General features: G+C 62.5%; 16 protein-coding genes and 2 riboswitches. Of the genes, 14 read left to right on the forward strand and 2 right to left on the reverse strand.

Translation table 11 applies throughout. The features are described from left to right. Positions 1 to 9 precede the first annotated feature (9 nt). From AABA34_RS05515 to AABA34_RS05580, 14 genes are all read left to right on the forward strand, one after another. Positions 10 to 1,500: a sodium:solute symporter family transporter gene (locus AABA34_RS05515; RefSeq protein ID WP_338304246.1), complete on the forward strand. Its 1,491-nt coding sequence runs from the start codon at positions 10 to 12 to the stop codon at positions 1,498 to 1,500. Further along, on the forward strand, positions 1,497 to 2,534 hold the full coding sequence (locus AABA34_RS05520; RefSeq protein ID WP_338304247.1) for a UDP-glucose--hexose-1-phosphate uridylyltransferase: 1,038 nt from the start codon (positions 1,497 to 1,499) through the stop codon (positions 2,532 to 2,534). The genes AABA34_RS05515 and AABA34_RS05520 overlap by 4 nt, the downstream gene beginning before the upstream one ends. Further along, positions 2,531 to 3,664: a galactokinase gene (galK, locus tag AABA34_RS05525; protein WP_338304248.1), complete on the forward strand. Its 1,134-nt coding sequence runs from the start codon at positions 2,531 to 2,533 to the stop codon at positions 3,662 to 3,664. The genes AABA34_RS05520 and galK overlap by 4 nt, the downstream gene beginning before the upstream one ends. Before the next feature lie 59 nt (positions 3,665 to 3,723). Beyond that, complete coding sequence (locus AABA34_RS05530; RefSeq protein ID WP_338304249.1) at positions 3,724 to 4,728, forward strand: ArsR/SmtB family transcription factor; 1,005 nt, start codon at positions 3,724 to 3,726, stop codon at positions 4,726 to 4,728. Next, positions 4,725 to 5,654, forward strand: a complete 930-nt coding sequence (gene metF / locus AABA34_RS05535; RefSeq protein ID WP_338304250.1) for a methylenetetrahydrofolate reductase [NAD(P)H] — start codon at positions 4,725 to 4,727, stop codon at positions 5,652 to 5,654. Before AABA34_RS05530 ends, metF begins: the two co-directional genes overlap by 4 nt. Then, positions 5,651 to 6,712, forward strand: coding sequence for a homocysteine S-methyltransferase family protein (locus tag AABA34_RS05540; protein WP_338304251.1), 1,062 nt, complete (start codon positions 5,651 to 5,653; stop codon positions 6,710 to 6,712). The genes metF and AABA34_RS05540 overlap by 4 nt, the downstream gene beginning before the upstream one ends. 5 nt (positions 6,713 to 6,717) lie before the next feature. After that, complete coding sequence (gene metH, locus AABA34_RS05545; RefSeq protein ID WP_338304252.1) at positions 6,718 to 9,345, forward strand: methionine synthase; 2,628 nt, start codon at positions 6,718 to 6,720, stop codon at positions 9,343 to 9,345. Positions 9,346 to 9,617: 272 nt separating this feature from the next. Beyond that, positions 9,618 to 10,040: a curli assembly protein CsgF gene (locus AABA34_RS05550; RefSeq protein WP_338304253.1), complete on the forward strand. Its 423-nt coding sequence runs from the start codon at positions 9,618 to 9,620 to the stop codon at positions 10,038 to 10,040. Between the two features lie 59 nt (positions 10,041 to 10,099). Then, complete coding sequence (locus tag AABA34_RS05555) at positions 10,100 to 10,531, forward strand: hypothetical protein (RefSeq protein ID WP_338304254.1); 432 nt, start codon at positions 10,100 to 10,102, stop codon at positions 10,529 to 10,531. 190 nt (positions 10,532 to 10,721) lie between these two features. Next, a riboswitch (glycine riboswitch) is annotated at positions 10,722 to 10,817 on the forward strand. Position 10,818: 1 nt separating this feature from the next. Next, positions 10,819 to 10,930, forward strand: a riboswitch (glycine riboswitch). A gap of 50 nt (positions 10,931 to 10,980) precedes the next feature. After that, complete coding sequence (gene gcvT, locus AABA34_RS05560; RefSeq protein ID WP_338304255.1) at positions 10,981 to 12,135, forward strand: glycine cleavage system aminomethyltransferase GcvT; 1,155 nt, start codon at positions 10,981 to 10,983, stop codon at positions 12,133 to 12,135. 3 nt (positions 12,136 to 12,138) lie between these two features. Beyond that, on the forward strand, positions 12,139 to 12,510 hold the full coding sequence (gcvH, locus tag AABA34_RS05565; RefSeq protein ID WP_338304256.1) for a glycine cleavage system protein GcvH: 372 nt from the start codon (positions 12,139 to 12,141) through the stop codon (positions 12,508 to 12,510). Between the two features lie 50 nt (positions 12,511 to 12,560). Beyond that, positions 12,561 to 13,934: an aminomethyl-transferring glycine dehydrogenase subunit GcvPA gene (gcvPA, locus tag AABA34_RS05570; RefSeq protein WP_338304257.1), complete on the forward strand. Its 1,374-nt coding sequence runs from the start codon at positions 12,561 to 12,563 to the stop codon at positions 13,932 to 13,934. Next, positions 13,934 to 15,505: an aminomethyl-transferring glycine dehydrogenase subunit GcvPB gene (gcvPB, locus tag AABA34_RS05575; RefSeq protein ID WP_445083762.1), complete on the forward strand. Its 1,572-nt coding sequence runs from the start codon at positions 13,934 to 13,936 to the stop codon at positions 15,503 to 15,505. The genes gcvPA and gcvPB overlap by 1 nt, the downstream gene beginning before the upstream one ends. Then, positions 15,502 to 16,599 carry a DUF6624 domain-containing protein gene (locus AABA34_RS05580; protein WP_338304258.1) on the forward strand — a complete coding sequence of 366 codons (1,098 nt, stop codon included), beginning with the start codon at positions 15,502 to 15,504 and terminating at the stop codon, positions 16,597 to 16,599. Before gcvPB ends, AABA34_RS05580 begins: the two co-directional genes overlap by 4 nt. Here the strand turns inward: AABA34_RS05580 and AABA34_RS05585 are convergent. Then, the gene (locus AABA34_RS05585) at positions 16,596 to 17,876 is read right to left on the reverse strand and encodes a lipopolysaccharide biosynthesis protein (protein ID WP_034952148.1); all 1,281 of its coding nucleotides are present in this window, start codon (positions 17,874 to 17,876) and stop codon (positions 16,596 to 16,598) included. The two genes, AABA34_RS05580 and AABA34_RS05585, sit on opposite strands and share 4 nt — an antisense overlap. A 22-nt stretch (positions 17,877 to 17,898) precedes the next feature. Next, positions 17,899 to 18,696 (reverse strand): NTP transferase domain-containing protein, encoded by a 798-nt coding sequence (locus AABA34_RS05590; protein WP_338304259.1) that lies wholly within the window; start codon positions 18,694 to 18,696, stop codon positions 17,899 to 17,901.

Raw genomic sequence — 18,696 nt, forward strand, 5'->3', positions numbered from 1 at the left:
AACGATAACATGCTGAACCAGCTTCCCACCACCAGTGCCGTGCAGATCGGTGTCGCGATTGTCCTTACGGCATTGGTCGGTCTTGCCACCTGGCTGACGATCCGCCGCGCAAAGCATGACGGATCGAAAAAGGATGTTTTCCTTGCAGGCGGGGGGCTTAGCTGGCTGTTCGTCGCGGGCTCGATCACGCTGACCAACCTTTCGACCGACCAGCTGGTGGGCATGAACGGCAACCAGATGGCGTTGCTGGCGTGGTGGGAAATCGCCGGATTTGCGGGGCTCCTGATCCTCGCTTTCGTGTTTGTGCCGATCTATTATCGCAACAACTGCACCACCGTGACCGAGCTTCTGGAAAAGCGTTACAACGGGCGGAGCATCCGCACGCTGATTTCGGCGCTGTTCCTCTTCGGCAATATCCTGATCTACCTGCCCGCCGTGCTGTATTCGGGCGGCACATTCATGCAGGCGCTGTTCGGCGATCAGATCCCGGTGCTGGCTTTCGCTGCGGTTCTGGCGGTGATTTCGGCGGCCTACACGATTTTTGGCGGGCTGCGCGCGGTGGCGGTGATGGACACCTATTCCGGCATCGGCATCCTCGGCCTTGCGCTGCTGATCGTGGTGCTGGCGTTGGCGGCGGTTGACTGGAACATCACCGATGGCGTCCCGGCAGAGCGGCTGACCATGATCGGCGGGCCGGACAGCCCGATCCCGTTCCACACGCTGTTCACGGGTATGATCTTCATCCAGATATTCTACTGGTCGACCAATCAGAACATCACCCAGCGCGCGATGGCTGCGCCCACGGTCAAGGAAGCGCAGAAGGGTGTGCTGGCTGCCGCTGCGATCCGTATCCTGATCGTGCCGCCGATTGTCGTCATCCCCGGCATCGTCGCTTACAAGCTGTTCGGCGATGTCGGCGATGCGGCATACGGCCAGCTGATTGCCGAAGTGCTGCCGCCGTGGCTTTCGGGCGCGTTCGCGGCGATGGTGGCAGCGGCTGTCATCACCACTTTCAGCGCTGTGCTGAACAGTTCGGTGGCGCTTTACTCGGTCGACTTCCACGAACAGTTCGCGGGCGAGGTAAAGGATCACTGGAAGCTCGCCGCGGCTGTATCGGTGCTGCTGACACTCACATCAATCATGCTGGTGACGGTCTATATCGACGCGGCCAGCGCCGATCCGACCGAATTCAGCATCATCAACCTTTTACAGCAATTGAACGGTTTGCTCTCAATGCCGATCCTCAGCGCCTTTGTCGCCGGGCTGTTGTTCCGCAATGTCGAGGCTCCTGCCGCGATCGGCGGGGTGATCTGGGGTGTGGCGCAGTATGGCGGGTTCACCTTCTACCTTCAGCCCGAAGGATACATCGCGATGCATTACATCGACTTCATGGTGGTGACGCTGGTGACGAGCGTGATCGCTGCGCTCGCGGTTAACCGGGCGATGGGCAACCGGGCGCAGTTCGTCGGCTTCAAGCGGCGTGGCGAGGCGGCGGCGTGAGCCTGGATTTCTCGAAGCCCCACCGGCGCTACAATCCGCTCACCGGTGCGTGGGTGCAGGTGTCGCCGCAGCGCATGGGCCGTCCGTGGCAGGGGGAGGAGAGCGAACCCGATCCGCCGCCACCGGCCTATGATCCCGCGTGCTACCTGTGCCCCGGCAACACCCGCGTCGGGGGCGAGGCGAATCCGGATTATTCGGGCGTCTACGTCTTCGATAACGACTTCCCCGCGCTGGAGCAGGACGGAGCCGCGCCGGAGCGAACATTTGACCCACTGCTGCGCGCGGAGACGACCAGCGGCACCTGCCGGGTCATCTGCTTTTCGCCCGATCATTCAAAGTCGATGCCCGAACTGGCGCCAGGCCAGATCCGCGAGGTGATCGACGTCTGGGCGCGGCAGAGCGAGGAACTGGGGCAATCGCACGCCTGCGTGCAGGTGTTCGAGAACAAGGGCGCGATGATGGGCTGTTCCAACCCCCATCCGCATGGACAGGTGTGGGCCAACTCGCACGAGCCACATGAACTGCGCACCGAAGCGCAGCAACAGGCCGCCTACATGAATGAGGAAGCCCGTTCGCTGCTGATCGACATTGCCGAACGCGAGGCGCGCGAAGGCGAGCGGGTGGTCGAGATCAACGATCACTGGATCGCCATCGTCCCGTTCTGGGCGGCCTGGCCGTTCGAGACGCTTTTGCTTCCGCGGTTCGGGGTTCAGCGGCTGCCCGAACTCGGTGATGCCGAGCGCGACAGCCTCGCTGAAATCCTCAAGGCATTGACGACGCGCTACGACAATCTGTTCCGCACCATCTTTCCCTATTCGATGGGCTGGCATCAGGCCCCTTTCGAGGACAAGCCGCTGAAGTGGTTTCAGCTCCATGCCCATTTCTACCCGCCGCTGCTGCGCTCGGCATCGGTACGCAAGTTCATGGTGGGATACGAAATGCTGGCCGAGGCGCAGCGCGACCTGACTCCGGAACGCGCGGCGGAAATGCTGCGCAGCGTTAGCGGGACCGAGCATTACCGGGGCGAGCGATGAACCACCGCGAGCAATTGCTGGAGCGCGTGCGCGCAGGCTTTCGCGCGGCCTATGGCGAGGAGCCGCAGGCGATCTTTGCCGCGCCGGGTCGGGTCAACCTGATAGGTGAACACACCGACTACAATGACGGGTTGGTGCTGCCCTGCGCCATCGACCGTGAAACGATGATCGCTATCGGGCCGGGCATAGGGGACATGATCGAAAGCGTTGCGCTGGATTTGGGCAATGAGCGCGACAGCTTTTCGCTGCGTGAACCAATCGCGGCAACGCAGGTCGAATGGGCCAACCATGTGCGCGGCGTTTCCCGGTTCCTTTTGGAAGGCGGCCACCAGATCGCCCCGGCACGGGTCGCGATTGCCGGCAATGTTCCGATCGGGGCGGGTCTGTCCTCTTCCGCATCCCTAGGGGTGGTCTCAGACCTCGCTCTCACGGCTTTGGCAGGAGCAGCCGCCGCGCCCGAAACGCTCGCAAAAATAGCGCAAAGGGCCGAGAACGAGATGGTCGGCACGCAATGCGGGATCATGGATCAGATGGCGTCGGCATGCTCGCAATCGGGGCATGCGCTGATGCTCGATTGCCGCGACCTCAGCTTTCGGCACATCGCCATGCCGCGCGATCTGGCGCTGGTGATCATCGATAGCGGGGTGCGGCATTCGCTCGGTGACAGCCCCTACAACGAACGCCGTGCCCAGTGTGAAGCGGCGGCGCGGCATTACGGCGCGGCTTCTCTGCGCGATGTTTCGCCCGAGCAACTGGTAGCCGAAAGAGGCAATCTGCCCGACCTCGAATTTCGCCGTGCGCGCCATGTCGTCAGCGAAATCGCACGGGTCAGCCAGTTCGCCAGCGCGTTGGAGGCTGCCGACGCTGCGCAGATTTCCGGATTGATGGCGGACAGCTTCCGATCCTATCGGGACGATTTCGAAGCCTCGGTTCCACCAGTGGACCGCCTGTTCTGTTTGATCAGCGAGGTGCTTGGCCAAGACGGCGGCGTCCGCTTGACCGGCGGGGGATTTGGCGGGTCGCTGGTTGCCCTTGCGCCACTTGACGCCGTCGAGGCAATTCGCAAGGTTTCGGCCCCGGCGCAGGTCGGCATTTTCAAGCCGTCCGCCGGTGCGGCCAGAATTGCCTAGGGCGCTTGGCTCACTCAGCGGATTTACACATATAAAAATATCTTTATGTGTCGTGCGCGATGACTATCGACGCGCTGTTCAAGGCTTTGGCTGATCCCACGCGGTTGCGCATTGCGCGGCTGCTGTCGGCCATGGAACTTGCGGTGGGTGAACTGGCGCAGGTTCTGGGGCAAAGCCAGCCGCGCGTTTCGCGTCATGTCGGAATTCTGTGCGATGCCGGTCTGGCAGAGCGCCGCCGCGAAGGCAGCTGGGTGTTCCTGCGTGCCGCCAGTGGTGGCGAGGCAAGCGGCCCGGTGCTTGCCGCGCTCGACCAATTGCTGGCCGCTGCCGAACGGGAAAGTCCGGAATTCGCGGCAGTTTGCGAGGATGACCGGCGCAAGCTTGCAGCAATCCGCGAGGCCCGCGAGGTCAATGCCGAAGATTACTTCGCCCGACACGCCGAACAATGGGACGAATTGCGCGCGCTCCACACCCCGGACATTCAGGTGGAGGAACAACTCGCCGCAACGCTTGGCACTGCGCCGCTCGGCGTGGTGCTCGACATCGGTACCGGCACTGGGCGCATGGCCGAACTGTTCGCCTCTGCGGCGGAGCGGGTTGTGGCGCTCGACAAGAACCTTGAAATGCTGCGGGTTGCGCGGGCAAAACTCCAACATCTGCCCGCATCGCGGGTGGAACTGGTGCAAGGCGATTTCGCCGACCTGCCGTTCCCCGCCGCCAGTTTCGACACCGTGCTGCTGCATCAGGTGCTGCACTTCGCGCAGGACCCCGCCTTGCCTCTGGCCGAAGCTGCGCGGGTTACGCGCCCCGGCGGGCGGATCGCTATTGTCGACTTCGCCGCGCATGATCGCGAAGACCTGCGCGATCGGCATCAGCATGCCCGCCTCGGTTTCTCCGATGTCCAGATGAATGACTTGCTGCAATCAGCGGGCTTCACTCCCGGTGAACCGATCACGCTCGAAGGCGTTGAGCTGATTGTAAAGATCTGGATCGGCAATCGCAGCACCTCCTCCGGTGCCGAAGCCGCAACCCCCATTCAGGCCGCCAACAAAGCGACATCATGACCCCGACACTCGATCAACTCCACGAACACCGCACCGCTGTCGACACGCCGCTGTTTTCGGGCCTGCCCGGAGATGTCGCGGTGAGTTTCGAATTCTTTCCGCCCAAGAGCGAGAAGATGGAGGCGCAATTGTGGGACGCGGTGCAGCAACTGAAGCCGCTTGATCCAAGCTTCGTCTCGGTCACCTATGGTGCAGGGGGCTCCACCCGCGAACGCACGCACGCAACCGTCGCCCGGATCATTGCCGACGCGAAGCTTCCGGCGGCCGCGCACCTGACCTGTGTCGGCGCGTCCAAGGCGGAAATCCGCGAGGTCGCGGAGCATTATTGGGAGGCAGGCGTTCGCCACATCGTCGCGCTGCGCGGTGACGCAGGCGAGCCGGGCGCGCCCTTTGTCCCGCATCCCGAAGGCTTCGCCAGCGCTGCCGAACTGGTGAAGGGGTTGAAGGAAATCGCCGATTTCGAGATTTCGGTGGCCGCCTATCCCGAAACCCACCCGGATGCCGATTGCCCGCAGGCCGATATCGACAATCTCAAGCGCAAGCTGGACGCGGGGGCCACCCGCGCGATTTCGCAATTCTTCTTTTCCGCCGATACCTTTTTCCGGTTCCGCGACGAACTGGCGAAGAACGGGATCGAGCAGCCGGTTCTGCCCGGTATTCTCCCCGTCACCAATGTCGCGCAGGCGCGCAAATTCGCGGGAGCTTGCGGAGCGCAAATCCCCGAGTGGATGGATGGCCTGTTCGAAGGGCTCGACGAAAGGCCCGCCGCACGCCAGCTTGTCGCTGCCACGGTCGCGGCTGAACTGTGCCGCCGCCTCTACGCCGGGGGCGTGCGCGATTTCCACTTCTACACCCTGAACCGGCCTGAGCTCGCCTATGCGATCTGCCACATGCTCGGCAAACGGCCCAAGGGAGATGCCCGATGACACTCACCCCAAGCGAAGCGCGCCAGCGGTTGAATGCCGCGGCGCAAGAGCGCGTGCTGATCTTTGACGGCGCGTTCGGAACGCAGATTCAGGAGCGCAAGCTTTCCGAACAAGATTATGCGGGCGATCTTGGACTTCCCGCCGACCAGAAGGGCAATAACGACATCCTCGCCCTGACCCGGCCCGATGTGATCGAAGAAATCACGCGCAGCTATTTGGAGGCGGGATCAGACGTAATCTCGACCAACACCTTTTCCGCCAATCGCATTTCGCAAGCCGACTATGCGGCAGAAGATCAGGTCGCCGCGATCAATATTGCTTCGGGCAAGATCGCGCGGGCGCTGGCGGATGAGTATGCGGCCAAGGACGGCCGCCCCCGCTTTGTCGCTGGCGCAATTGGGCCTACCAACAAGACGCTGTCGCTGTCCCCCGATGTTGAAGACCCGGGCTATCGCGAGATCGATTTCGACGAGCTGACCGCCGTCTACAAGGAACAGGCCGCCGCGCTGGTGGAAGGCGGGGTGGATTTCATCCTCATTGAAACCGTGTTCGACACGCTCAACGCCAAGGCCGGGATCATGGCGGTCAAGCAGCTGGAGGCGGAGCTAGGTCGCGAAGTCCCGGTGATGATCTCGATGACGCTCACCGACCTTTCGGGCCGCAACCTGTCAGGCCACACGGTCGAGGCATTCTGGTATGCGGTGCGGCACGCAAAGCCTGTCACTATCGGCCTCAATTGCAGCTTTGGCGCTGACCAACTGCGCCCGCATATCCAGTCGCTTTCGGCGATCGCGGACACACTCTTGATGGCCTACCCCAACGCCGGATTGCCCAATGAACTGGGCGAGTATGACGAGCTGCCAGACACGACCGCATTCCTGGTGCGGCAATGGGCAGAAAAGGGTCAGGCCAATATCCTTGGCGGGTGCTGTGGTTCGTCTCCGGCGCATATCAAGGCGATTGCCGAAGCGGTGAAGGGCTTGCCCCCTCGCGCAATTCCCACACCCGAAACCGCTATGCGGCTTTCCGGGCTTGAAGCATTCGTGGTGGCGGCCTGATTTCCATGAACCAGCAAGCATCAACCGCCCGCTTCATCAACATCGGTGAGCGCACCAACGTGACCGGCTCGGCCCGGTTCAAGAAGCTGATCATGGCGGATGATTACGCCACAGCCGTCGAAGTCGCGCGCGACCAGGTCGAAAACGGCGCACAGGTGATCGACGTCAACATGGACGAAGGTTTGCTCGACGCGGAACACGCGATGACGACCTTCCTCAAGCTGATCGCTGCTGAACCTGATATCGCGCGCGTGCCGGTGATGATCGACAGTTCCAAATGGGACGTGATCGAGGCAGGGCTGAAGTGCGTCAGCGGCAAGCCGATCGTCAATTCGATCAGCATGAAGGAAGGCGAGGCGCCCTTTCTCGAACAGGCGCGCAAGTGCATGGATTACGGCGCAGCCGTCGTCGTCATGGCATTCGACGAAGTGGGGCAGGCCGATACCAAGGCGCGCAAGGTCGAAATCTGCAAGCGCGCCTACGACCTCCTCACCGGCATCGGCTTTCCGCCCGAAGACATCATCTTCGATCCCAACATCTTCGCCGTGGCGACGGGGATCGAGGAGCATGACCGCTATGGCCTCGACTTCATCGAGGCAGTACGTGAGATCAAGGCGCTGTGCCCGCATGCGAAGACAAGCGGCGGGCTTTCCAACCTGTCCTTCTCCTTCCGCGGCAATGAAACCGTGCGCCGGGCGATGCATTCGGTCTTCCTCTACCACGCGATCCCCGCCGGGCTCGACATGGCGATCGTCAATGCGGGGCAACTCGACGTCTACGACACGATCGACCCGACCCTGCGCGAGGCGTGCGAGGACGTGCTCCTGATGCGCCGCGCGGATGCGACCGAGCGGCTGATCGACCTCGCCGAAAGCTACAAGGGCAAGAGCGTCGCCGACGAGAAGGCGGCCGAGGAATGGCGCGGCTGGCCGGTCGAGCGGCGACTGGAGCACGCGCTGGTCAAGGGCATCGACGCGCATATCGTCGATGACACCGAACAGGCCCGCGCCGCTATCGCGGATCGCGGAGGCAGGCCGATTGAGGTGATCGAAGGCCCCCTGATGGACGGCATGAACGTCGTCGGCGACCTGTTCGGCAGCGGCAAGATGTTCCTGCCCCAAGTGGTCAAATCCGCGCGCGTCATGAAAAAGGCGGTCGCGCACCTCATCCCTTATATCGAGGCGGAGAAGGAACTGCTGCCCGAGGCCGAACGCAGTTCCAAGGGCACGATCATCATGGCGACCGTCAAGGGCGACGTGCACGATATCGGCAAGAACATCGTCGGCGTGGTGTTGCAGTGCAACGGCTATGACGTAGTTGATCTGGGCGTGATGGTGCCCTGGCAGGACATCCTCAAATCGGCGAACGAGAACAAGGCCGACATGATCGGCCTGTCGGGCCTGATCACCCCGTCGCTCGACGAGATGGTGACCGTTGCCGAAGAAATGCAACGAGCCGGGATGAGCATGCCGTTGCTGATCGGCGGGGCGACGACCAGCAAGGTCCACACCGCGCTCAAGATCGATCCGAATTACGAGGGTCCGGTGATCCACGTGCTCGATGCGAGCCGAGCGGTCGGTGTGGCTTCAAAACTGCTGTCGGATACCCAACGGGACGCTTTCGTTGCCGAGGTCGCGGACGAATACACCCATGTGCGCGATGCCCGTGCGGGCAAGGCGGAAAAACAACTGCTGTCGCTGGAGGAAGCGCGCGCAAATTTCTACGACGCCTATCTGTCGGACAAGCCGGCCCCGCCCGAAAAGCCGGGTGTGCATGTGTTCGATGACTGGTCGCTCGCCGATTTGCGGGAATATATCGACTGGACGCCGTTCTTCCGCGCGTGGGAATTGCACGGCAATTATCCGGCGATCCTTGAAGATGAAATCGTCGGTGAAAGCGCGCGCAGCCTGAAGGCGGATGCCGATGCCATGCTCGACAAGATCATTGGCGAAAAATGGCTGACCGCGCGCGGCGTTTGCGGGTTCTGGCCGTGCGCGCGCGACGGCGACGATGTGACGATCCACGATCCCGAGGGCGAAACGCACACAGTCCTGCCGTTCCTGCGCCAGCAGATCCGCAAGAGCCGGGATCGCGCCAATATGTGCCTTGCCGATTTCATAGATCCCAACGGTGACTGGATCGGCGGGTTTGCCGTCGGCATTCATGGGATCGAGCCGCATTCCGCCCGGTTTCAGGCGGACAAGGACGATTATTCGGACATCCTGCTGAAAGCTCTGGCGGATCGCTTCGCCGAAGCCTTTGCCGAGGCGCTGCATCAGCATGTCCGCACCGATCTGTGGGGCTATGCTCCGGGCGAACATCTCACCAATCAGGCGCTGATAAAGGAAGAATATCGCGGCATCCGGCCCGCACCCGGATATCCCGCTTGCCCCGATCATTCGCTGAAGCCGATCCTGTTCGATCTGCTCGATGCCGGGACAAACGCCGGATTGAGCTTGACGGAGAGCTTTGCGATGTGGCCAACCGCTGCTGTCAGCGGGTTCTACTTCGGGCATCCGGAATCGCAATATTTCGGCGTGGCAAAGATCGGGCGGGACCAGCTCGAGGACTATGCGCGGCGCCGGGGCGTCGATGTCGCCACTGCCGAGCGTTGGCTGCGGCCCAATCTCTGAATGCTCACGAGCCGAGAGCTTCTTCCTGCCAGACTGTCGCATTTTTTGCGTAAGTTGACATTAACCAAATTTCGCAAGCTGGCGTTGGCGATATAAGGTCCCGGTCTAGAACATTGCCGCCTCAAAAGGCCCGGAAAGTCCCGGAATCTGAGGCCAAACGTTCTGGACGTGTTATTAAGTTTCTCGACTCGGTGAGATTCGCGTCAGCGGTTTCAGACTGAAAAGGTTAACGAGTGTGTGGGCTGTCGCTTGGCCGGCAGGGGGGGTTGAGAATGCTACGTTTTTCCGCGGTAGTTTTAGCGCTGGGTCTCGGCGCCGCCGCAAGTCCGGCTCTTGCACAAGACCTCGTGCATAAACCGATAAGTCCGACCTTTGGCGGCAACCCCTTCAATTCCAATCACATCCTTGGCATTGCCAACGCTCAGAACAAGACGCGCGATCCCGATGCCGTGGATCGAAAAAGCCAGTCGAGCATTTTTGCGCGGCAGCTTGAATCGCGGCTGCTCTCGGCCCTGTCTACGCAGATTGTGGATGCGATCTTCGGTGACAATCCGCAGGAGCAGGGGACGATCACCTTCGGCGGCCAGACCATCGAATTCTTCCGCTCGCTCGATTCGGTCACGCTGATCATCCGCGACGACGACACCGGTGGAGAAACCCGGATTGTCATTCCTCTCTTGATCGAGGTGCACTGATGCGTTCGTTTGCCAAGATTGGCGTTGCGGCGGCACTCGCTCTTGGTTTGAGTGGCTGCATGAGCGTTGGGCAGAGCGGGCGCGATCTGCTGCCTGAGCAGACCAGCCTCGCATATTTCCCGAAGAAGACGCAGACGCAGAACCTGCTCAACCAATCGTCCAACAGCTTGGCGGGGGCAATTAGGGGCGTGACCATGCGCGATCTTGCCCGGCGCCTTGCCCTGATAACCCCGGCCTTCGCGATTGCAGCCGGGGGCGCATCGGGCGCGGGTGCCTCATCATCCGACACCCGCGCATTGGCGCTCAATGTCATTGAGAGCGGAGACCGGGTCGAAGTCGAGCTGATCGCCAATTCGCCGGTGACGCAACAGGTCGAATACGAGATCGAACTGACCGGCAGCTCGCACGCCCGCCATCGCGGCAGCACGAGCATTGCGGCGGGCAACAGGCAGGTGCTCTCCACCTTGAAGACCGATGTCGGCGACGGCTGATGCGCGACCGTTTCGGTAAGCGAAGCGAGCGGCGCGCGATATACGCTGACAGCGGGCGACTGCGCCTAGGGCGGTCCCAGAACGCGGCGAAAGCGCGTTTTTCGCAAAATTATTTCCACTTTGCCCCACGGCGTGATTGACGCGCCATTTCGCATCCGCAACATGGGATTGTCTGCCGGAAGTGATTCCGGTGTCTTTCGCGGGAGAGACTGGCCCCTTGCGGGGACTCGGCGCCGAAGGAGCAACCGCCCCGGAAACTCTCAGGCAAATGGACCGCGATAGACCATAGGCACTCTGGAAAGCGTCTGGGACTTCGGTTTCGGACCACCGAAGGGGAAGGCCCGGTGGCGTTTTCGTCACATGGCTAAGCTCTCAGGTCCACCCGACAGAGGGGGCAGGAACAAGGCGTCGTTGCGGCGCGTTGGTTTACCTGTTTCGGGGACTGATTTTTGAGCGACGATCACGACATTGCAGAGGCTTTCGAAGAGCTGCCGCTGGAGAAGCTGCCGCTTGACGCGTGGCATCGCGCGCGCGGGGCGCGCATGGTGCCCTTCGCGGGCTATGAAATGCCGATCCAGTACGCCGGTGAGCATGGCGGGATCGTGGCCGAACACAATTGGACACGCACGAATGCGGGCCTGTTCGATGTCTCGCACATGGGGCAATTGCTGCTGTCCGGCCCGGATCTCGACTCCGCTGTCGAAGCGGTCTTGCCGATCGATCTTTCGACGCTGAGGCTAGGTCAGCAACGCTATTCGCTGCTGCTCGATGAAGAGGGCGGGGTGCTTGACGATCTGATGGTCTCGCGCTGGCCCGACGCGTTGTTCCTAGTGGTCAATGGCGCGACCAAGTGGGACGATATCGGCAAGCTGAGAGAGGCGCTGCCCGATGACATCACCCTGCATCACATGGACGAACACGCGCTGCTCGCCTTGCAGGGGCCGAAGGCGGCAGACGCACTCGCCCGCCATGCAACAGGCGAATATCCTCTCTCGGCGCTGACCTTTATGAAGCTCGGTCGGTTCCAGATCGCAGGCCATGATGTCACCATCGCACGCGCCGGATACACGGGTGAGGACGGTTTCGAGATTTCGCTGCCTGCCGAGGCGGCCGCCGAAGTGGCCGAGCTGCTTTGCGGTGAACCCGAAGTCCAGCCGATTGGTCTGGGCGCGCGGGATTCGCTCCGGCTCGAAGCGGGTCTGCCGCTTTACGGACATGACCTGTCGCCTGACACCTCGCCGATCGAGGCGGGGCTGATTTTCGGGATCAACAAGCGCCGCCGGACTGAAGGCGGCTTTCCGGGCGCGGACCGCATCATCCGCGAAATCAACGAAGGCACGGCACGCAAATGGGTCGGCCTGAAGATCGACGGGCGCATGCCCGCGCGCGAAGGCGCGGAAGTGTTCGCCGGAGCGGACAGCATTGGCACCGTCACAAGCGGCGGCTTTTCGCCAACGCTCGGCGCGCCGATTGCGATGGCCTATGTCGCTACCGCTCATTCCGCGCCCGGCACCGCGCTTGAAATCGAAGTGCGGGGCAAGCGCCTCGCTGCGACCGTATCACCCATGCCGTTTGTCCCGCATCGCTATTACAGGGGGAACTGACCAATGCCGCGTTACTTCACCGATGAACACGAATGGATCGAGATCGAGGACGATGTCGCCACCGTCGGAATCACCGATTATGCTCAGGAACAACTGGGCGATATCGTCTTTGTCGAACTGCCCGAAGTGGGCGTGACGTTGGACAAGGGTGGCGATGCCGCCGTGGTCGAAAGCGTCAAGGCGGCGAGCGACGTCTACTCCCCGATCAGCGGCGAAGTGACCGAAGGCAATTCGGCGCTCGAGGAAGAGCCCGCACTCGTCAATACCTCGCCTGAGGAAGACGGCTGGTTCTTCCGCATGACTGTGGCCGACGCCAGCGAGCTCGAAGGGCTGATGGACGAAGCCGCTTACAAGGAATTCGTCGCCAACCTCTGATCCGGGAAATCCCCTCCGCCGTGTACGGAGGGGAAAGGAAAGACATAGAAATGCGTTACCTCCCTCTCACCGATACCGATCGCGCCGACATGCTGGCGAAAATCGGCGCGGCTTCGATCGACGATCTGTTCGTTGACGTGCCTGCCGTGGCGCAGCTGGACGGGCCGATCCGCGACCTGCCGATGCACGCGAGCGAAATGGCGGTCGAACGCCATATGAAGAAGCTCGCGGCAAAGAACATGGTGGCAGGGGAGGTGCCGTTCTTCCTGGGGACAGGGGCTTATCGCCATCATGTGCCTGCCAGCGTAGACACCATCATCCAGCGCGGCGAATTCCTGACGGCTTACACCCCCTATCAGCCTGAGATCGCGCAGGGCACGTTGCAAGTGCTGTTCGAGTTCCAGACGCAGGTCGCCCGCCTTTATGGATGCGCGGTGGCCAACGCCTCGCTCTACGACGGATCGACCGCGTGCTGGGAAGCGGTGGCGATGGCGACCCGCGTGACCAAGCGCAAGCGCGCGGTGCTTTCGGGCGCGCTCCACCCGCATTACGCTCAGGTGGTGAAGACCATGGCGCATTTCACCGGCGACGATATCGCCGATGCACAGCCCGCGATCCAGACCGAGCCCGACCATGAAGGGCTGATCGCGCGGATCGACGATGAAACCGCCTGCGTCGTGGTGCAATATCCAGACATTCTCGGCCGGATCAGCGATTTGACTCCGGTTGCTGAAGCCGCGCACGCCAAGGGCGCGCTGCTGGTGGTGGTCAACACCGAACCGGTCGCGCTCGGAGCCGTCCGTTCGCCCGGCGAAATGGGTGCGGATATCGTCGTGGGCGAAGGCCAGTCGCTGGGCGTCGGCCTGCAATTTGGCGGGCCGTACCTCGGCCTGTTCGCGGTGCGCGATCCCAAGCACGTGCGCCAGATGCCAGGCCGTCTTTGCGGCGAGACCGTGGATGCAGAGGGCAAGCGCGGCTTCGTGCTGACGCTGTCCACCCGCGAACAGCACATCCGCCGCGAAAAGGCGACCAGCAACATCTGCACCAACAGCGGGCTGTGCGCGCTGGCTTTCAGCGTCCACATGACGCTGCTGGGTGAAAAAGGGCTGCGCGAACTGGCGGCGGAAAACCACCGCCTTGCCTGCCTCGCGGCGGACCGGCTGACGAAGATTCCGGGCGTGAAGCTGCTCAACGACGCCTTCTTCAACGAATTCACCCTGATGCTCGACGGGCGGCCCGCGCGCGAAGTGGTGCGCGATCTGGCGAGCCGCGGCGTGCTGGGTGGGGTGTCGCTCGGGCGGCTCTATCCCGGTGTCGAAGCGCTGCAACAGGCGCTGCTGGTGGCGGTGACCGAAACGACCACGGAAGACGATATCGAGGAATTCGCCGCGAAGCTCGAAGTGCTTGTGAAGGAGGCCGCATAATGAACGCGCCCAACAAATCCGGCTGGAAGCCTGAAATGGTCGTTTCCGAAGACGGCATGCACAACGGCCCCGCCACCACCACCGGCAACCGCGCGCTGATGCTTGAAGAGCCGCTGCTGTTCGAAATCGGCCATCCCGAAACGACCGGCGTCGACCTGCCGGAACTCGATCCGTCTGCGCCGAACCGGCTGGGCGGGCTGGCGCGCAATGACGCGATCGGCCTCGTCGGGTTGACGGAACCGGAAGCGGTGCGCCACTACACCCGCCTGTCGCGCCAGAACTACGGCATCGACCTGGGCTTCTTCCCGCTCGGTTCGTGCACCATGAAGCACAACCCGCGCCTGAACGAGAAAATGGCGCGCCTCCCCGGCTTTGCCGATATCCACCCGATGGCGCCGCAGCAGAGCGTTCAGGGTGCGCTGGAGGTGATCCACCAGCTGGGCGAATGGCTGTGCAAGCTCACCGGAATGCCGGCTGTCGCGATGAGCCCCAAGGCCGGCGCGCATGGCGAGCTTTGCGGTATTCTCGCGATCCGCGCGGCGCATGAGGCGCGCGGCGATGCGCGTGAAGTGGTGCTGGTGCCCGAAAGCGCCCATGGCACCAATCCCGCCACCGCCGCTTTCGCAAATTACCGGGTCGAGGATATTCCCGCGACGCCCGAAGGCCGCGTCGATGTGGCCGCGTTGAAGGCGCGGCTTGGTCCCGATGTGGCGGCGGTGATGATCACCAATCCCAACACCTGCGGCCTGTTCGAAAAGGACTTCCGCGAGATCGCCGATGCCGTTCACGCGGCGGGCGGTTACGTCTATTGCGATGGCGCGAACTTCAACGCGATTGTCGGCCGGGTGCGTCCGGGCGATCTTGGGGTCGATGCGATGCACATCAACCTGCACAAGACATTCTCCACCCCGCATGGCGGGGGCGGCCCCGGCTCCGGCCCGGTGGTGCTGTCCGAAGCGCTCGCGCCGTTCGCGCCGCTGCCCTTCGTGCGCAAGAGCGAGATAGGCGAGTTTGAACTGGTCGAAGAGGAAGCTCGCGAGGAAACCCGCGGGCAGACCTTTGGCCGGATGACGGCTTTTCACGGCCAGATGGGCATGTTCACCCGCGCGCTGACCTATATGCTCAGCCACGGTGCCGACGGGCTGAAGCAGGTGGCAGAGGATTCGGTGCTCAACGCCAATTACATCCTGCGCAGCCTTGAGGACGTGCTCCACGCCCCCTTCGCGGCCAGCGGCCCGTGCATGCACGAGGCGCTGTTCGGGGACAAGGATTTCGCCGAGGGGCTGACGACGCTTGACCTTGCCAAGGGGCTGATCGACGAAGGCTATCACCCGATGACGGTGTATTTCCCGCTGGTCGTCCACGGCGCGATGCTGGTCGAGCCGACCGAGACGGAAAGCAAGGCGACGATCGACCAGTTCATCACAGCCATGCGATCACTCGCCGAACGCGCGCGGGCAGGGGACCAGACCTTGAAAGAGGCACCCTATTACGCACCGCGCAGGCGGCTTGATGAAACCGCCGCTGCGCGCAAGCCCAAGCTGGCCTACGAAGCGGATCGAAACGCTTGAGCCGAAACGCCTTCCGCGCCGCGATCGCCGCCCTTTGTGGGCCATTGCTGATCGCGGCGCAAGATGCGCCTCAGGCTGACGTCGAAGCCCCCTACACCGGCCCTCCGGCGGACGAGATCAATTATCCGATGCCGCCGGAATGGGCCTTCGTCCATTTCCGGGGTTATGAGCTGGATTTCGAGCCGGGCGACTTTTCCTATATTCGCGGTGCCTATCCGGAATCGACCGCGCAGGAACAGGCGCAATGGCGCGCGCTCAGCGAATGGCTGGACCAGTGTGAGGCGGTGGCGAAATTCAGGCTGAGGGCGGAATTGGCGGCGCTTGGCATTCCTCGCTTCGATCCGGCGTTTGTCGCTGCGCCCTACCTCTGCCGCCAGGTGCCAACGCCGCAACGCGCCTTCACGGAAGTGACCAGCCATGCCGAGATCGAGGCAGCGCTGCCCGCCGCACGGCTTGTCTATCAAACGCTGATTGCCACCAGCAACGAAGCGATTTCAGGCTTCACCGTGCGTCCTGCCGGTTCGGAACCGGTTCAGGCGGTGTCGTCGCCGGGGCTTGCTGACGAGATCATCGCGGATGCACTGCGTTGGGAGTTGCTGCTCAACGTCTTTGAATGGACCGAACCCGGATATGGTCGCGAGCCCCAGCTTCGGCTGTCTCCCGATGAGATCGAGGTGCTGCATGCGATGGTCTATTCGCAGCTTGTCTTGGTCGAAACGCTGAATGTTAGTTCGCTCAAGGATACGATCGCAGAGCAGGGCTGGCCGAGCATATCTGACGTCGGCAATTACGCCGCGACGAAGGCGTGGCAGATCGCCTACAACACCAACAACCTCGCCTTTCAGGTCGAAGCGGTGCGGGCGATGGAGCCGTTGCTGGACAGCGGCGAAGTGGAAAAGCGCCATTATGCGATGCTGTTCGACCTCGTGCATTTCCTGACCACGGGCAAACAGCGTTACGGCACGCTGGAAAGCTGCGTTGACGGACGGCTGGTTACGGACCCGGTCGAGGATGCCGTCGGGCTTGATGCGCGGAGAGCCGGGATCGGGCTTCAGCCACTGGCTGAACGCCTCGACTGGCAGCTCGACTGCTAGTCCTTTGCTTTTGCCTCGGGCTCTACCACGAGCCGGATCTGGCTGAGATTGAGGATCGCGACATAGAAACCGATCACGGCAAGGCTGCTTGATCCCAGCATCGCAAAGGCCGCGCCCTTTGCGCCATTCCAGTCAATCGCGACATCCAGCAGCAGCAACGCGAGCACCGTCGGTACTGCGCGCACAATGAAGGCTGTGCCCGCGCGCCCGGCGCTGACCAGCAGCGATTCAAGGCTGGCTCCGACCAGTTCGACTGCGCCCGCAATCGCCAGGATCACCATCGCCCAATAGAACGCGCCGAATTCCTCCCCGGCAATCAGTGCCAGACCCCAGCGGCCAAAGAACAGCGCCACCAGCACGGCGATGACACCGCCGACCAGCGCGATATTGGCCATCCGCCGCGCCATGACGATGGCATCGTCACGTGCCTGCACCAGCTCGGGCAGGATCGCTTTCGACACGGTTTGCGCCAGCGCGATCAGCGCCTGACCCAATTGGCTGGCGACGCGGAAACCGCCGAGCAGGGCGGCTCCGCCAAAAGTGCCGACCAGCAGGATCATCACTTGTTTGCCCGCAATCGTCAGGCTGCCCGAAAGATTGGTGGACCAGACAAACCGCCAAGCATCGGGGTGCTTTTCCGGAATGCGCGTGAGGCTGAGCGCGGACAGATCAATCCGCTGATCGCGCGCGGCGGCGAACCACAGGGCTGCGGCCACCGCCACTTCGGACACGGCATAGGCGAGGATGAAGCCGGCGACGGTCGGCATGAACAGCCAAGCCAGCACTGCGCCGATGGCGCGAATGATCGGCTGCACCGCTTCGGCGGCGGTGGCGGTGGCATATTTGAAATTCATCCGCAGCAGGCCGGTGGGCGTCGCGCGGATCGAAATCAGCGAAACCACGCAATAGCCGAAAGTCAGCCACAGCAGGTCGGCCGGAAGCGGCAGCCAGTAATGCGCCGTCCACATCACAACGGCGGCAATGACGGTGCCCATCGCCACCGAAATCATGTCGAGCGCGATGGCAAAGCCAGTTGCGTCGCGCAGGTTTTCCTCGCTTGCTTCGTCGCCATTCGCGCCCCAGCGGACGATGAACTGCCATGTCTGGAAATTGGCGATGCCCGTCACCGCCTGCCCCAGCGCGACGATGGCGGCGAAATAGCCGAAATTCTCCAGCCCCAGCGAACGCGTCGCCAGCGCCAGATAGACAAGGCTGAGCACCGCGTTGATCCCGCGCCCGCCGAGCAGCCAGCCCATATTGGTGAAAAGGCGCTTCATCGTGCGCGGAGCCGTCCCAGTTTTAGCCTTCGCGGCGCTTGAGGATACGCTCGGTCACGCCGAAAGAGCGTTCCTCATCGACATCGATGGCGTAATGCCCGTCGGAAAGCTCAATCGGGACCAGCTTGAAGCCGAACCGTCTGGAAACCTGTTCGAACAGCTTTTCCTTTGAACCGGTCCCGAGGCGGAAACGGATCAGGTTCATCAGGCCGAACGCCATGATGATGCGGCTCGGGAACTTCATGAACTGGCCGCCCTGACGCATGATTTCCGCCGCGCCCAGCGCATCGCGATTGCCGATCCAGTACATGTTGCAATTGGAAAAGCCGCCGTCGCGGAATTCGTAAAACCGCTTTTGCCCGACAGGATCGGCCGCGATCACGTCTTCCTTGCGCGCCAGACCTGCCGAGACATCAGCCCCGGCGGCGATACATTTCGTCACGAATTCGGTGTAGCCTTCAGGGGTGACTAGGCAGTTGTCTGCGGTGGTGATCAGCAGCGGAAATTCCGCGCCCTCCGCCCCTGAAAAGACGCTGTCGACAAGGTTGAACTTGCCTTCGGCAAAGGTCAGGCGCCCTTGTTCGATCAGGGCTGCGACACCGGGCAGGGCGGCGATTTCATCGGGCTCGTGCGCGACGATGCGGATCGCGCCGACCTCAGGGCATTGCGCAACTGCGCGCACCACGCGCTCGACCATCGGCACGCCGTTCACCGGCACCACGGCCTTTTGCGAAACGCCCGCTTTTTCGGCCAGCGGATCGAGCACGCCCGAACGCTTGCCCGCCATCACCAGCGCGGTAACCTTTGTCTCTTGTGTCAT

The sequence above is a fragment of the Erythrobacter sp. Dej080120_24 genome (assembly GCF_036322605.1).
In the GTDB taxonomy this organism is placed as follows: Bacteria; Pseudomonadota; Alphaproteobacteria; order Sphingomonadales; family Sphingomonadaceae; genus Erythrobacter; species Erythrobacter aurantius.